At 55.1% G+C, this 14,602-nt stretch carries 14 protein-coding genes and 1 riboswitch; of the genes, 6 read left to right on the top strand and 8 right to left on the bottom strand.

Annotated features, from left to right (window positions below; genetic code table 11):
* Positions 1–73: 73 nt before the first annotated feature.
* Positions 74–523, top strand: a complete 450-nt coding sequence (locus LF95_RS13290) for a DUF1801 domain-containing protein (protein WP_073955539.1) — start codon at positions 74–76, stop codon at positions 521–523.
* A gap of 188 nt (positions 524–711) precedes the next feature.
* Here the strand turns inward: LF95_RS13290 and LF95_RS13285 are convergent, their stop codons facing one another.
* Positions 712–1,290 carry a YqgE/AlgH family protein gene (locus LF95_RS13285; RefSeq protein WP_073955538.1) on the bottom strand — a complete coding sequence of 193 codons (579 nt, stop codon included), beginning with the start codon at positions 1,288–1,290 and terminating at the stop codon, positions 712–714.
* Positions 1,291–1,546: 256 nt separating this feature from the next.
* On the opposite strand from LF95_RS13285, the gene LF95_RS13280 reads away from it, so the two are divergent.
* On the top strand, positions 1,547–3,808 hold the full coding sequence (locus tag LF95_RS13280) for a protein-disulfide reductase DsbD family protein (protein WP_083607679.1): 2,262 nt from the start codon (positions 1,547–1,549) through the stop codon (positions 3,806–3,808).
* 126 nt (positions 3,809–3,934) lie between these two features.
* Positions 3,935–4,417 (top strand): peroxiredoxin, encoded by a 483-nt coding sequence (locus tag LF95_RS13275; protein ID WP_073955537.1) that lies wholly within the window; start codon positions 3,935–3,937, stop codon positions 4,415–4,417.
* 207 nt (positions 4,418–4,624) lie between these two features.
* On the opposite strand, the gene LF95_RS13270 is transcribed toward LF95_RS13275, so the two are convergent.
* The 7 genes from LF95_RS13270 to LF95_RS13240 all read right to left on the bottom strand — a co-directional run bounded on the left by LF95_RS13270 (position 4,625) and on the right by LF95_RS13240 (position 11,786).
* Positions 4,625–5,035 carry a hypothetical protein gene (locus LF95_RS13270; RefSeq protein WP_073955536.1) on the bottom strand — a complete coding sequence of 137 codons (411 nt, stop codon included), beginning with the start codon at positions 5,033–5,035 and terminating at the stop codon, positions 4,625–4,627.
* Positions 5,036–5,250: 215 nt separating this feature from the next.
* Positions 5,251–6,201, bottom strand: coding sequence for a protein phosphatase CheZ (locus tag LF95_RS13265; protein WP_073955535.1), 951 nt, complete (start codon positions 6,199–6,201; stop codon positions 5,251–5,253).
* Between the two features lie 216 nt (positions 6,202–6,417).
* On the bottom strand, positions 6,418–7,920 hold the full coding sequence (gene gcvPB / locus LF95_RS13260; RefSeq protein WP_073955534.1) for an aminomethyl-transferring glycine dehydrogenase subunit GcvPB: 1,503 nt from the start codon (positions 7,918–7,920) through the stop codon (positions 6,418–6,420).
* Positions 7,917–9,272 (bottom strand): aminomethyl-transferring glycine dehydrogenase subunit GcvPA, encoded by a 1,356-nt coding sequence (gene gcvPA / locus LF95_RS13255; protein WP_073955533.1) that lies wholly within the window; start codon positions 9,270–9,272, stop codon positions 7,917–7,919. The genes gcvPB and gcvPA overlap by 4 nt, the downstream gene beginning before the upstream one ends.
* On the bottom strand, positions 9,272–9,649 hold the full coding sequence (gene gcvH / locus LF95_RS13250) for a glycine cleavage system protein GcvH (RefSeq protein WP_073955532.1): 378 nt from the start codon (positions 9,647–9,649) through the stop codon (positions 9,272–9,274). The genes gcvPA and gcvH overlap by 1 nt, the downstream gene beginning before the upstream one ends.
* Positions 9,650–9,717: 68 nt before the next feature.
* Positions 9,718–10,833, bottom strand: a complete 1,116-nt coding sequence (gcvT, locus tag LF95_RS13245; RefSeq protein ID WP_073955531.1) for a glycine cleavage system aminomethyltransferase GcvT — start codon at positions 10,831–10,833, stop codon at positions 9,718–9,720.
* A 172-nt stretch (positions 10,834–11,005) separates the two neighbouring features.
* Positions 11,006–11,109: riboswitch (glycine riboswitch) on the bottom strand.
* A 122-nt stretch (positions 11,110–11,231) separates the two neighbouring features.
* Positions 11,232–11,786: a hypothetical protein gene (locus LF95_RS13240; protein WP_073956269.1), complete on the bottom strand. Its 555-nt coding sequence runs from the start codon at positions 11,784–11,786 to the stop codon at positions 11,232–11,234.
* A 365-nt stretch (positions 11,787–12,151) separates the two neighbouring features.
* Between LF95_RS13240 and ispH the strand changes: the two genes are divergently transcribed.
* The 3 genes from ispH to rnhA are packed head-to-tail and all read left to right on the top strand — an operon-like array spanning position 12,152 to position 14,535.
* Positions 12,152–13,099, top strand: coding sequence for a 4-hydroxy-3-methylbut-2-enyl diphosphate reductase (gene ispH / locus LF95_RS13235; protein ID WP_073956268.1), 948 nt, complete (start codon positions 12,152–12,154; stop codon positions 13,097–13,099).
* A gap of 14 nt (positions 13,100–13,113) precedes the next feature.
* Positions 13,114–14,088 (top strand): homoserine kinase, encoded by a 975-nt coding sequence (locus LF95_RS13230; protein WP_073955530.1) that lies wholly within the window; start codon positions 13,114–13,116, stop codon positions 14,086–14,088.
* A gap of 3 nt (positions 14,089–14,091) precedes the next feature.
* Positions 14,092–14,535 carry a ribonuclease HI gene (gene rnhA / locus LF95_RS13225; protein ID WP_073955529.1) on the top strand — a complete coding sequence of 148 codons (444 nt, stop codon included), beginning with the start codon at positions 14,092–14,094 and terminating at the stop codon, positions 14,533–14,535.
* The last annotated feature ends 67 nt before the right edge of the window (positions 14,536–14,602 follow it).

The raw sequence follows: 14,602 nt of genomic DNA, 5'->3' as shown, positions 1-14,602 counted from the left end.
GGAATATCACCAAACTTAACAGCACATGCCAGATGGCTTAGACTTTGATCAAATTGCCCAGGAGCCTGCACATATGTCGATCCCAGCCCTGCCCGCTGCACTAAGCGAAACATTTGCGCACTATCGGGCAGATGTGAACGCGCGGTTGCTGCAAATACGCAGCCTGATTTTTACAACGGCAGCGGATATGCCCGACGTTGGCCCCCTGACAGAAACGCTGAAATGGGGTGAAGCCGCCTACCTGACCGAAGCCAGCGGCAGCGGCACCACCATTCGACTGGGCACGACCAAATCGGCACCCGATTGCTGTGCGGTGTTTGTAAATTGCCAGACCACCCTGATCAGCGATTTCCGTAGCCATTTTGCCGATGATTTTATATTTGAAGGCAATCGCGCGCTGATTATTCCAGCCCATGCGCCGCTCCCCAAAGAGCCACTGATTTTATGCCTGCGTTCCGCCCTAACCTATCACCAGCACAAGAAACAAAAGGCAAAAGCAACAACCGCCGGGCTAACAGCGTAACAGGCAAAAAATTACGAGCCGTTACTGACAAATCATAGCTGTCCAGTACGCACAGGCTGACGGATCAAACGGCACATGGGCCGCTGCACGCAAACCGGTCTTTCCGGATTATCTGGCACCAAATAATGCCTCTCGAATAACAAAACGAAATCATGTCTCGCCAATGCGGTGGCACCCGAATAATCCGCTTATGCGTGCCCGGCCTCACCCGAAAGAAGTTCAGGCGCAAAGCCCAGCTTGGCAAAGGCGCGCTGCCATTTGTCCTCGCAGTCAGTGGCAAACAGCAATTCCGGGTCGGCATCGACATGAAGCCAGCCATTGGCGCGAATTTCGGTTTCAAGCTGCCCGCTGCGCCAGCCTGCATAACCCAGGGCGAGGATGCTGTTATGCGGGCCTTTATCGAGCGCGATATTTTCCAGAATATCGACCGTTGCCGTCACCGACACATCCCGGTCCACCTGCAGGGTGGCGTCATTGCGAAAATCGTTGGAATGCAGCACAAAACCACGGCCCGATTCCACCGGCCCGCCGAAATGCACCTGGATATCCGAAATGGTGGATGCCGGGCGTGCAATACCCAATTGTTCAAGCAGTTCGGGGAAGGTAATGGAATCAATCAGCCGGTTAACGACAATGCCCATCGCACCGTCTTCGTTATGGGCGCAAAGATACACCACACTTTGCGCAAAGCGTGGATCACGCATTCCGGGCATTGCAACCAATAGCTTGCCCGATAGATATTCTCCGTCGTTGCCTGCAATTGCCATTTTACGCCATCCTTGTTCCCGGTTACCCAACACTACCCTTTTAACGCGGTTTCCGCCATGCAGGGTTTCAAATTATTCGTGCGCCCTGTTCTTAATCAAAGCTGTTTGATTTTCATATGGGTATAATTCGCACGCTGCACCAGTGACCCCATAACGCGCCAGTCAGGCTAACAGGCTGGTAACATGTTCGTGGGTTGCATTGAAACAAACATCGTCGTACCCCTGCGTGCCTGACAATTTTTCGGGAATAACTGTCGTGATCAAGCGTATTCTGACCCTGTTGATCGTCATCCTGCTGCCGCATCTTGCGCAGGCCGCCCCTGCCGCAAGCGCCTGGCAGGACGAGGATTTTGCATCGGTAAGGGTAATCAGCGCACGCGACGGCGTTAAAGACGTACATACCCTGCGGCTGGGGCTGGAATTTGCCTTAAAACCGCATTGGAAAATTTACTGGCGCAGTGCTGGCGATGCTGGTTTTCCCCCCAGCATCAACTGGCAGGGATCGGAAAATATCGATAGCGCCACCGCCACCATGATATGGCCCGCTCCCATCCGCTTTTCCATTTTCGGGCTGGAAACCTTTGGCTATCAGGACCGGGTGATTTTACCCATTGATGTTCCGGTCCAAAACAGCACTGATCCTGTCGTGCTGAAAATGGCTGTCGATTATCTGGCCTGTAGCGATATTTGTGTGCCGGCAACCGCCAATCTGACGCTGGATTTACCGGCGGATCAGGGCAATATTTCCAATCATGCTCACGAAATTGAAAAATTTGCCGCCAAAGTCCCGTTAAAGGGACACAACCTGCCGATTGGCGTTTCCAACATTTGGGAAAGCAGCCAGGATAAGAACAATTTCCTGAACGTTACCCTGCGTGACATCCCCGAGGGGGTGAAACCCGATATTCTGGTCGAAGGCAAACCGACTGACAGCTTTGGTGCCCCGGTCGCGACCGGCCAAAGCCTTGCGGGTACCCCCATTTATCAGTTGGCCATTCACAACAATGCCGAGGCAGAGACCCTGGCGGGGCAAAATGTGACCGTTACAGTCCTGGCGGGCGACCTTGCCGTTGAGCAGCCTGTGACCATTGGTGATGCCCCGGCCGATGGCATGGTTACGGGGACGTTAGCACCAGCCGCCAATGAAAATGGACCCCATGATGAAGCCCAAAGCGGATTTGTCGGCCCGTCAAAAACTGCCTGGTGGGTGATTGGCGGCCTGGCATTGCTGGGTGGGCTGATTTTGAATGTGATGCCCTGTGTCTTGCCAGTGCTGTCCATCAAGGTGATGGGCGCCATTCAGCTTGGCGCGCAGGACCGTCGCGGCACACGGCGCGGATTCCTCGCCAGTGCGGCGGGCATCATGGTGTCTTTCTGGATCATTGCCGGGGCCCTTGCCATTTTAAAGCTGGCGGGCGGGTCGATCGGCTGGGGCATTCAGTTTCAGCAACCGCTGTTTTTAACCACCATGACCATCATTGTCGTACTGTTTGCCTGTAACATGTTTGGCCTGTTTGAAATTAGCGCCAATCATCTAAACAATCTGGCAAATAATGCCATTGATCAGCAAAACAGCCGGGCTGCGCAGGCTCCGGGCAATGCTGACACCCCGTCAGCACAGCACCAAAGCATGGGCGGGCATTTCCTGACCGGGATGTTTGCCACCCTGTTGGCAACCCCCTGTTCGGCCCCGTTTTTGGGAACGGCCGTCGGGTTTGCCCTGGCAGGCAGCATTTTTGATATTTTTTGGGTGTTCAGCCTGCTGGGGTTGGGGTTTGCCGTGCCATACCTGCTGATTGCGGCGCGCCCAGAAATCGCCCGCCTGTTGCCCAAACCAGGCCGCTGGATGGCAATTGTCAAATTCGTGTTGGGGCTGGCTTTGCTGGGCACGGCAATCTGGTTGCTTAGCATCCTTGCCAATCAGATTGGCCTATCAGGGGCGATTGTCGTGGGTCTTGGCCTTGCCTTGGCAAGCGGGCTGATCTGGTGGCGGCATGTCACATCACAGCAACGGCGCAAACCCGTGTTGGCCGGGCTGGCGACACTGGCCGTGCTGATGGCCCTGTTTGCACCGGGATTTTCGCGCCCGCCATCCCATGCAGCGCAAACCGCCAGCACAACTGATACACCAAACGACAATGCTCTGCCCTGGCAACCATTTGCCCCCGATAAAATCAGCCAACTGGTTGGCGAGGGCAAAACCGTACTGGTCGATATTACCGCAGACTGGTGTGTCACCTGCCAGGTCAATAAACGCCTGGTGATCGATACCGATGCGGTCCGATCCGCCTTGCAGGCCGATAATGTGGTATTGATGCAGGGCGACTGGACCCGACCGGACCCCGAAATTGCGGCCTTCCTGGCAAAATATGACCGCTATGGCATCCCGTTTAATGCCATTTATGGCCCGCAGGCCCCAGGCGGCATTTTGCTTTCCGAACTGTTAAGCAAGGATCAGGTTATTTCCGGCTTGAAGGCCGCCCAACCAAAAGAAGGGCTTGCGAACAACCAGGGTTAAGTCCACCTGTTGGGAAGCTGCTGGCATTGAATGATTTTTTAAGTCATTCTAGCCACCACATCTTCCTGCCGGAGGTATGCCGGTAATGACGGCCGCAAAGCGCGGCGTAAATTTTGGAGAATTGCCATGACCATTGCTGTAGGCGAAACACTGCCCGACGTCGTATTGCATCGCGCAACCCCCGATGGCCCGGAAGCCGTGCAAAGCAAAGAGCTGTTTGCCGGACGCAAGGTCGTTCTTTTTGCTGTTCCGGGCGCGTTTACGCCGACCTGCTCGATCAAGCATCTGCCCGGCTTTATCAACAAGGCCGACGAAATTGCAGCCAAGGGCGTTGATGAAATTTTCTGCCTTGCCACCAATGACGCCTTTGTCATGCAGGCATGGGCAAATGCCGAAAATGTTGGCGACAGCGTTACCATGCTGGCCGATGGGGATTTGAATTTCACCAATGCCACCGACCTTAAGCTGGACCTGCGCGGCAAGGGGCTGGGTGAACGCGCCAACCGTTATGTGATGGTTGTTGAAGACAACAAGGTGACCCACCTTGCTGTCGAAGAACCGGGTGCGTTTGAAGTTTCCAGTGCCGAAGCTGTCCTGGGTGCTCTCTAAAAGGGCCTCATAACCGTTAGACTGAAAACAAAACAGGCCGCCTCTGCATCCGATAGATGAGAGGCGGCCTGTTTTCATCCGTGGTGCCGTAACGCGCCCTGTTAAACATTGCCCTCTGCCCTGTCTGGCGACGGCCCCGCGACCGAAAAGCGCATTAAAGGCAAAAGGCTTGTAAAGGCGGCGACGACAGCACGATGCCTTGTGGTCTCAACGGGGCAGCAAGACAGGAATGGCGTCTTGGCTGCTGTTGAAATCGCATTCAAATACCGGCTTGATGCTGCGGGCCAAAAAGTGGACCACGCCATCGCGAAACTCGGATTTGATGGGCGACCAGCTGATGAAAACTTTGCCCCGACTTTCATAATCACGAATGTCACGATCTTCGAGCAAATCGCGAAAAACATCGCCCAGATCGTCAGCACTGCCTGCCAAAAGCCACTCTGGCTTCACGCCGCCGTGCCAAACCAGATAAACCCCACCAACGCCGTCAACATTCAATTCGCTAACATCATCTAGCATGAAAAGGCGGAAATAATCACCCCGAGGGCCTGCGCGCCACTTGATATCCTGTGCCTTGGCCTGGGTCGCATTGTTTTTTGTTGTTGACCAGAATGCCATTTATTTAGTCCTCCTGAACCTCCGGATGTGTCCCGATTGTCCATAATTTTCATACATGCGTAAGAGTGCCGCCTGTCTGGCAACATCACACACATGGCAGTTTTATAACGGTGATCTATTATAAAACTATCCTTAAGAAGGATATGTCTAATTAAGATATTGGGCGTTACATCCGGAAATAAAAGAGTAAAAAATGCTCCCGGTGTATTTTTTTGCTAATCGAACAGCTTGTCGATGTCGTCCTGGCTGATCCCTTCGCCTTCCATTTGCGGCCCATTCAACAAATCCGAATCTTCTGCCTTGGCTACGTCTTCTTCTTCCTGGGTCATCGGCAGATCGGCAAAGGCATCCTCGCCCCAGATCAAAATCATGTTGTGAACGCGTTTTTCAACGAATTCCAGGGTCTTGACCACTTTATTGATGCGCTGACCGGTAATGTCCTGAAAGTTGCAGGATTCAAAAATCTTGGTGACGATAAAGGCAATCTGTTCCACATGATCGGCGACAAAATCGCTGGTGGCAGAGTTTTTCAATGTCATCGCCAGATCGTCGATCTGTTCGGCCGATTCCAGAATGGTATGGGTTGCCATTTCGGTATCTTTGACGATGGCATCAAGCTCGCTGGCCGCTGTGACCAGGCGATCATCGGTCGCCTTGGGATGGCGCAGGGCCGCAATCTGGATTTTGGCCTTGTGGATATGTTCGTTCATTTCCTCGATCTGACCACGGATCAGTTCAAGGTCATCGCGGTCCGGCTCGCTGGCACCAGGGCGATTGGAATGCGATGGCCGGCTTGAAACCGGTTCTGGCAAAATGTCGAGCGGTTCCGATTTTGCCGGTTCAGCCAGGGCTGATGGCATATCCTCGCTGGCATGGCCCTGCCCGCCATCGACGGCAACGGCAGCACCATTTGCAATGGCATTGCGCAACTGTGCCATCTCGGCCCGCATGGCGCGAATTTCATCCAGTATTTCCTGGTTGCCACCCCCTCCATGAGGCGGAAGCGCAACCGTAGCCGGGGCGGAAGGTGCAGTTCCTCCGCCTGCCCCCATGCCTGTTTCAAGCGACGGATCAAAAAAGGAATCCGACCAGTCTTCAACAACAGCCCCCTGACGTTCACGCAAACGTCGTTCGGCTGTAAAAACTTTCTGCACGGGACGCGTCATAACAGTCATATACCTCCACCGCGGACAAAATGCCCTGGTCTCCCACTCTTGCATTCAAGGGTGCAGTCTCCCCAATTGGACCGACCAATACAAATGCACCCGGATTATAAGGGGCCAGATTGCGACGAGTCCAACGGGTTTCAAGATCAAGCCCTTGAAAAAGAACACCCCGGCCTTCCGACCGGGGTGTAAAAAATCGTGCTGCCGCATTGCGGATCAAGCGTTTGACGGGCTCCAGCGCAAAATTGGTTTGCGCGCTGCTGCCGTTTCATCCAGACGCCGGCGCGGGGTCAAATAGGGTGCATTTTTGAAGAATTCCGAATCACCCGCCTCTGCCTTGGCAACCAGTGACAGTACCGCGTCGCAGAACTGGTCAATCGATTCCTTGGTTTCGGTTTCGGTCGGCTCGATCAAAAGCGCCCCATGCACCACCAGCGGAAAATACATGGTCATCGGATGGAAGCCTTCATCAATAATCGCCTTGGCAAGGTCCAGCGTCGAAACACCGGTCCCTTTCAGGAAATCATCATCAAACAGGGCCTCGTGCATGCAATAGCCCGGAAACGCGACACTGAGTTTGGTTTTAAGGCGTGCCAGCAAATAGTTGGCATTCAAAACCGCATCCCCCGATGCCTGGCGCAACCCGTCGGCCCCGTGGCTTTTCATATAAGACAGGGCGCGCACAAACATGCCCATCTGCCCATGAAAGCCCTTCAGGCGGCCAAACGGCTTTTTACCGTCTTTTTCCTCGGCAGTTTCCACCAGATGGAAGCCATCTTCGGTTTTGACTACATAGGGAATCGGCGCAAACGGTGCCAGCGCATCCGAGAACACCACCGGCCCGGAACCCGGCCCACCGCCGCCATGCGGGGTGGAAAAGGTTTTGTGCAGGTTGATGTGCATGGCATCAATGCCAAGATCAGCCGGGCGAACACGGCCAACAATGGCGTTGAAATTCGCGCCATCGCAGTAAAAATAGCCACCAGCGGCATGAACCAGATCGGCGATCTTGCGAACGTCGCGTTCAAACAACCCGCAGGTATTGGGATTGGTCAGCATGATGCCAGCCACATCGTCGCCCAGCTTGGCTTCAAAGGCGGCCAGATCAACCCGGCCATCTTCGGTGGCCGGGATCGAATCGACCGTAAAACCACAGGCAGCAGCCGTTGCCGGGTTGGTCCCGTGAGCGGATTCCGGCACCAGCACACGACGGCGGTTTTCGCCGCGGGCATCGAGGGCGGCACGAATGGCCATCATGCCACACAGTTCGCCCTGTGCGCCCGATGCAGGCGACATGGCAACGGCGGGCATGCCGGTCAGAACCATCAGCCAGTGCGCGCACTGGTCGATCAGTTCCAGCGCACCCTGAACGGTGCTTTCAGGCTGCATCGGGTGCAAATCGGCAATGCCGGGCAACCGGGCGACCTTTTCATTCAAGCGCGGATTGTGCTTCATGGTGCACGAACCCAGCGGGAAGAAACCGGAATCGATCCCGAAATTCTTCTGGCTTAAGCGGGTGAAGTGACGCACCACCTGCGGTTCGGACAGGCCAGGAAGGCCAATTTCGCTGTTTTCATCGCGGGCAAGGCCGCCCAGGCGGCTTTTGACCGGTGCCGGGTCCGGCAGGTCAACGCCGCTACGGCCTGGCTCACCCTGTTCAAAGATCAGCTTTTCTTCAAGCACAAGGCCACGATTGCCGGTATGGGTCTGAAACGTCATGCCAGCACCTCCTTTAAGGCAGCGGCAAGGGCCGCAATATCGTCATCGGTGTTGGTTTCGGTTACAGCCACCAGCATATACTGGCCCAGATCATCGCGGTTCGGATACAGCCGCGACAATGGCACGCCAGCCAGAATACCGCGTGCCACCAGGGCTTCGACCACTTCGGCGGCCGGTTTTGAGAGCTTCACGGTAAATTCGTTAAAGAAGCTGTCATTAACCACCTCAACACAGTCAACCGCATCCAGCGCATCAGCGGTGGTCACGGCGCGTTCGTGGTTGATAGCGGCCAGCTTGCGATAGCCATCCTCGCCCAGCAGGCTCATATGCACGGTAAAGGCCAGCGAACACAGGCCCGAATTGGTGCAGATGTTCGATGTCGCCTTTTCACGGCGAATATGCTGTTCGCGGGTGGACAGGGTTAATACAAAACCACGCTTGCCGTCCTGGTCCACCGTTTCACCACACAGGCGACCGGGCATCTGGCGGACAAGTTTGCTGGTGGTGGCAAACAGGCCCACATACGGCCCGCCATAACCCAGCGCGTTACCAATCGACTGGCCTTCGCCACACACGATGTCGGCGCCAAAGCTGCCCGGCGATTTGATCGCGCCAAAGGCAACGGCTTCGGTAAAGACAACAACCAAAAGCGCGCCCTTGGCATGGCAGGCTTCGGCCAGTTTGGTGTGATCGGCCAAACGCCCAAAAACATCCGGATACTGCACAACAACACAGGCGGTCTGATCATCGATCAGATCATCCAGTTCGTCGGCCGTGGCCTGGTGTTCCGGGTGACCATCGCGACCGGCAACCTCGGTATCGCTATATTGGCAATAGGTTTCGGTGACTTCACGGTAATGCGGGTGCAAACCACCCGAGAGAACCGCCTTTTTACGGCGGGTCGCCCGGCAGGCCATCAGCACGGCTTCGGCACAGGAGGTCGCACCATCCCACATCGAGGCATTGGCAACATCCATTTCGGTAATGGAGGCCACCTGGGTCTGGAATTCAAACAGGTACTGCAAGGTGCCCTGGGCGATTTCCGGCTGATAGGGCGTATAAGCGGTTAAAAACTCGCCACGCTGGATGATGTAATCCACCGTTGCGGGAATATGGTGGCGATAGGCCCCTGCGCCAAGAAAACTGGGGGCGGATGCCGTTCCCATATTTTTGGCAGCAAGTTGCGCCATATCGCGTTCAACCTGCATTTCACCCTGATGGTGCGGCAGATCGACCGGTTCCTTGAGCAACGCCCCTTCGGGCACGTCGCTGTAAAGTTCATCGACCGAGCCCGCCCCGATGGTTTCCAGCATCGAAGCACGGTCAGCCTGGGTCAGCGGAAGATAGCGCATCAGTCCTCCAGACCTTCAACAAACGCCTTATAGGCCGCTTCGTCCATCAGATCATCAAGCTGGGAAGCATCAGACAATTTGATTTTGAAAAACCAGCCGTCATTTTCCGGCGATTCGTTGACCAGGGCCGGGTTGGCATCAAGTTCTTCGTTGGCTTCAACCACTTCGCCATCCACCGGCGCATAAACGTCGCTGGCCGCCTTGACCGATTCGACAACGGCAGCATCACCATCCTTGGCAAGCTTTTTGCCAATTTCCGGCAGTTCGACATAAACGATGTCGCCCAGCGCCTGCTGGGCATGGTCGGTAATGCCGACGGTTGCCACATCGCCGTTAATTTCCAGCCATTCATGTTCTTTGGAGAATTTTTTAGCCATTTTGATTTGTCCCTGCAAATTTGGTTGTCTGCTTAATTCTGGGTGTGGTTCGGGGCGATATCGCCACCTTAACCACGGAAATAGCGATGCGGGGCGAAAGGCAGCGCGACGATTTCCGCCGGGCGGGCCTTGCCACGGACCATCAGGTCCACCTTGGTGCCGGGCTTGGCAAATTCGATTGCGACATAGCCCATGGCAATCGGCGCATCCACGGTGGGGCCAAAACCGCCACTGGTGATTTCGCCAATGTCGTATCCATCCTTGTTAAGCACCATCGTATGTTCACGGGCGGGTGCCTTGCCTTCGGGTTTAATCCCGACGCGTTTACGGTCTGCCCCGTTGGCAAGCTGGTCGAGAATAATATCTGCACCCAGAAAGCCACCTTCTTCGCGGCGACGCTTATTGATAATCCAGTTCAGGTCCCCTTCGACCGGGGTGGTCGTGGTATCGATGTCGTTGCCATACAGGCACAGGCCCGCTTCCAGACGCAGCGAATCGCGTGCACCAAGGCCAATGGCCTCGACCTCGTCCTCGGCCAACAGCAAACGCGCCAGCTTTTCAGCATCTGCATTTGGCACGGAAATTTCAAACCCGTCTTCGCCGGTATAACCAGAACGGGTCACAAAGCACGGAATCCCGGCAATGTCGATTTCGCCAAAGGACATGAATTTCATGGTCGCAACGTCCGGGGCAAACCGGGCCAGAACATTTGCGGCTTCCGGCCCCTGAAGGGCCATCAGGGAACGATCGGTCAATTCAACCAGTTCCACACCATTATCAAGGTTGGCCCGCATATGAACAATATCGTCATCCTTGCAGGCCGCATTGATGACCAAAAACAGGCTGTCGCCCGCATTGGTGATCATAAGGTCATCAAGGATGGTACCGTCATCATTGGTAAAGGCGGAATAACGGGTACGGCCCTGCTTAAGCAGGGCGATATCACCGGGCACAAGCTTTTCCAGCTCTGCCACACGGTGTTCACCAATCAGGCGAACCTGGCCCATATGCGAGACGTCAAACAAACCGGCCTTGGCACGGGTATGAAGATGTTCGCCTTTTACACCCAGCGGATATTGCACGGGCATGGCATAGCCAGCAAAGGGCACCATTTTGGCACCCAGTTCCACATGCAGATCATAAAGGGCTGTTTTAAGAAGGTTTTCAGCGTTTGGGTCCGCCATCAGGCTCTCCGTGACAGTCGTTGAGAAATATAGCCGACCAGTGGCCAACCACATCCCCCTCTGTCTTGGAGCCTGAAAGAATCACCGTTCCGGTCGCAAAGGCGCGCCCGGCAACAGCTTACATCTTCGGCGAGGCGCACATAAATAACATGCCGCCTGCTTTCCAGAGTCCCATCTCCCCGCGGTCCATGATGCCTGAGAGTTTCCGGGGTGGTTGCTCCTTCGGCGTCCGCGCATCACTGTGAAACGATCGCGGAACTCTCCCACGGGGATCACTTGGGTATGGCCCCTTATACGGACAACAGAACCATTGCACCAGTCAAAACATTAGAAATGCGTCGCTGGATTAAACAAATTCCAAACTTCCTGTTGCCGGTCAGCGCGGCCTCAATCGCCCATCACTTTTCAAAACGACGATTATAATCCAGTTGGTCGTGGTTTAACTGGAACCCCATGTAAATTTCGTAATTGGGGCCATAATTGACATCCGCCAGCGGCACATGCAGGGCCACCTGTTCGTCGGTGTAGCGCACGCGATTGGCGTCCTTCGGGAAGGTCAGGTTCACATCAAAGACCGATTTTTGCACAAATTCGCCCGCCGGATTTTTAAGCGCCACGAAATACTGCAAATGCTGGGTCCGATCCTTTGCCGCCGGGCCCATCTGGGCGGTAAATTGCGGGCTGATCAGAATATCCAGTTCCTTGTCCTCAAGGTCATAGCTGCATTCGCCTTTGTAACCTTCCATTTCGGCGGCCAAAACCACATCGGTCAAGTCCCGGCCTTTGGGGCTGAACTCGGTAAGCTGTGCGGTATCACTTGGCAAAAAGGTCCGCGGACAGGACGGAACCGGTGTTTCACCGAACGGGTCCGAACCACAGGCAGCCAAACCGGCAGTCGCCATCAGAACCACACCAAGCGCACTTGCGCGCCGCAGATTGCATGCAATCGTCATCAAAGCCTCATTGATCAGACACGCCGAAGTCAGCACCCGGCACCGGTAGTTTGGCGCAGTCTATGCTGTTGATCTTTCCGGCACAACCCGTTGCAGCAACAATGTGCCGTCAATATATATTGCGAAATATCACCTGCGGCCGGGGATCGGGAACACCGATGATAAACACCCAATCGCTTTTTACTGCACCACCCCCGTCATAGGCGGCAAAACAGCCCGATTTACCGGCACATTTGCCCATATTCCCCCCATATTAAAACGTCGTATCATTGCACCTTTGGCACAGGCGCGTTATGTAACGCAAAACAGCTTTCAACCCGATGCCGGTCGTTGCCCGGCATCCCCGACCATTCGAGGCGGACCCCATGCCCGACAAACCAGACCTGGATATTCTTCTGGCCAACCCGCGCGGCTTTTGCGCCGGGGTGGACCGTGCCATCGAGATTGTCGAAAAGGCCCTGCAAAAATACGGCGCGCCGGTTTATGTCCGCCACGAAATTGTCCATAACAAGTTTGTCGTGGACCGCCTGCGCGACATGGGGGCTGTATTTGTTGACGAGCTTGATGCCGTGCCCGATGGCGTACCCGTCATTTTTTCGGCCCACGGCGTGCCCAAATCTGTGCCGGAAAATGCAGACAAACGTGCCCTGCATTACCTTGACGCCACCTGCCCGCTGGTTTCAAAAGTGCACCGCGAGGCCGAACGCCACCACGGCGAAGGCAAGCATATTTTGCTGATCGGCCATGCCGGGCACCCCGAAGTGGTTGGCACCATGGGGCAATTGCCCGAGGGCAGCATGACCCTGATTGAAACGGAAGACGATGCCCGCACCGTGGCCGTTGCCGACCCTGAGAATATTGCCTTTGTCACCCAGACAACCCTGTCGCTGGATGACACGGCAAAGATGATTGCCATTTTGCAGGAACGCTTCCCGGCCATTTCCGTGCCGAAAAAGGAAGACATTTGTTATGCCACCACCAATCGCCAGCACGCGGTCAAAATGATTGCCGAGCGCGCCGATGCGATTTTGGTTCTCGGTGCACCCAATTCGTCAAACTCCAACCGCCTGGTCGAAGTTGCTCGGCGCGAGGGCTGTGCGATTTCGGTTTTGGTCGAACGTGCGCGTGACATCGACTGGTCCAAGCTGGAAAATATCAAGACCCTGGGCATTACCGCCGGGGCATCGGCCCCCGAAATTCTGGTCGAGGAAGTGATTGATGCCTGCCGCGAACGGTTCAATGTCAGTGTTGAAACCATTACGCTGACCGACGAAAACGTCACCTTCAAACTTCCCCGCGAACTTGCCAGCTAAGGAATTGCCCGCTTATGGCCGTCTATACCGATGTATCCGATGAAGATATCGCCCGTTTCGTGGCGGAATATGACATCGGCAAAGTGGTCTCGTTCAAGGGCATTGCCGAGGGGGTGGAAAACACCAACTTCCTTTTACATACCGATCAGGCACCTTTCATCCTGACCCTGTATGAAAAGCGCGTAAACCCGGATGACCTGCCGTTTTTTCTGGGCTTGATGGATCATTTATCATCAAAAGGCCTGAACTGCCCGACCCCGATTCATGGCACCGATGGCGTTGCACTTCGCCGCCTGTGCGGTCGCCCGGCAGCCATTACGTCGTTTTTGCAGGGCATGTCACCCCGCCGTGTTTTGCCCCATCACTGTGCGGGCCTGGGCGATGCACTGGCACAATTGCATCTGGCCGGGCTGGATTTTGAAAATTATCGGGCCAATGCGTTGTCGGTCAAATCCTGGCGGCCATTATTTGCCAGTTGTGGAAAGGGTGGCGATGACATTATGCCCGGTCTTTCCGACATGATTGCGGCCGAACTGGATTATCTGGAAACCAACTGGCCGGCAAAGCTGCCGGCCGGGGTCATCCATGCGGATCTGTTTACCGACAACGTCTTTTTCTTTCCCGGGCAGGACAAGGTTTCGGGGTTGATCGATTTTTATTTTGCCTGCAATGATCTGCTGGCCTATGACGTGGCGATCTGCCTGAATGCCTGGTGTTTTGAACCTGACAACAGCTTTAACGTCACCAAAGCCCAAAACCTGCTGGCCCATTACACCCGCACCCGTCCCCTGGGCGCGGATGAAATTGCCGCCCTGCCGATTCTGGCGCGCGGGTCGGCATTGCGGTTTTTGCTCACCCGGCTTTATGACTGGATCAACACGCCCGAAGGCGCGCTGGTCACACCGAAAAACCCGCGCGAATATGTCAGCAAGCTGCGCTTTCACCAGAAAGTAACATCACCAGCCGCCTATGGCATCGGAGATTTGTAAGCCATGAGCCAGGATGACACCCATATCGTCAGCATCTTTACCGATGGTGCCTGCAGCGGCAACCCTGGCCCCGGCGGCTGGGGGGCCATTTTACGCTATAAGGGCGTTGAAAAGGAAATGTCGGGTGGTGAAACGGAAACCACCAATAACCGCATGGAACTGATGGCGGCGATTTCCGCCCTTGAGGCGATCAAACGCCCCTGCCAGGTCGAAATTTATACCGATAGTTCCTATGTGCGTGATGGGATTACCAAATGGGTTTTCGGCTGGCAAAAACGCGGCTGGAAAACCGCCGACAAAAAACCGGTCAAAAATGTCGAATTGTGGCAACGGCTGCTTGAGGCTGCCCGCCCGCATAAAATTGAATGGCACTGGGTCAAGGGCCATGCCGGCCACCCGGAAAACGAAAGATGTGACGAACTGGCCCGCATGGCGGTTCCAAGATAGATTTCCAAGCCGAAATTTTTCGCCTTTTGATTGAAAATTTTACATAAATACAATCATATATCCTGAA

Origin of the sequence: Thalassospira sp. TSL5-1, from assembly GCF_001907695.1 — a bacterium.
Taxonomy (GTDB): Bacteria; Pseudomonadota; Alphaproteobacteria; order Rhodospirillales; family Thalassospiraceae; genus Thalassospira.
The sequence above is the reverse complement of the archived record's forward strand: the minus strand, read 5'-3'. Positions and strand labels throughout refer to the sequence as shown.

Coding starts and splice junctions, on each gene's coding strand:
- LF95_RS13290 (WP_073955539.1), top strand. CDS start 74: ATGTCGATCCCAGCCCTGCCCGCTGCACTAAGCGAAACATTTGCGCAC.
- LF95_RS13285 (WP_073955538.1), bottom strand. CDS start 1,290: ATGGCAATTGCAGGCAACGACGGAGAATATCTATCGGGCAAGCTATTG.
- LF95_RS13275 (WP_073955537.1), top strand. CDS start 3,935: ATGACCATTGCTGTAGGCGAAACACTGCCCGACGTCGTATTGCATCGC.
- LF95_RS13270 (WP_073955536.1), bottom strand. CDS start 5,035: ATGGCATTCTGGTCAACAACAAAAAACAATGCGACCCAGGCCAAGGCA.
- LF95_RS13265 (WP_073955535.1), bottom strand. CDS start 6,201: ATGACGCGTCCCGTGCAGAAAGTTTTTACAGCCGAACGACGTTTGCGT.
- gcvPB (WP_073955534.1), bottom strand. CDS start 7,920: ATGACGTTTCAGACCCATACCGGCAATCGTGGCCTTGTGCTTGAAGAA.
- gcvPA (WP_073955533.1), bottom strand. CDS start 9,272: ATGCGCTATCTTCCGCTGACCCAGGCTGACCGTGCTTCGATGCTGGAA.
- gcvH (WP_073955532.1), bottom strand. CDS start 9,649: ATGGCTAAAAAATTCTCCAAAGAACATGAATGGCTGGAAATTAACGGC.
- gcvT (WP_073955531.1), bottom strand. CDS start 10,833: ATGGCGGACCCAAACGCTGAAAACCTTCTTAAAACAGCCCTTTATGAT.
- LF95_RS13240 (WP_073956269.1), bottom strand. CDS start 11,786: ATGACGATTGCATGCAATCTGCGGCGCGCAAGTGCGCTTGGTGTGGTT.
- ispH (WP_073956268.1), top strand. CDS start 12,152: ATGCCCGACAAACCAGACCTGGATATTCTTCTGGCCAACCCGCGCGGC.
- LF95_RS13230 (WP_073955530.1), top strand. CDS start 13,114: ATGGCCGTCTATACCGATGTATCCGATGAAGATATCGCCCGTTTCGTG.
- rnhA (WP_073955529.1), top strand. CDS start 14,092: ATGAGCCAGGATGACACCCATATCGTCAGCATCTTTACCGATGGTGCC.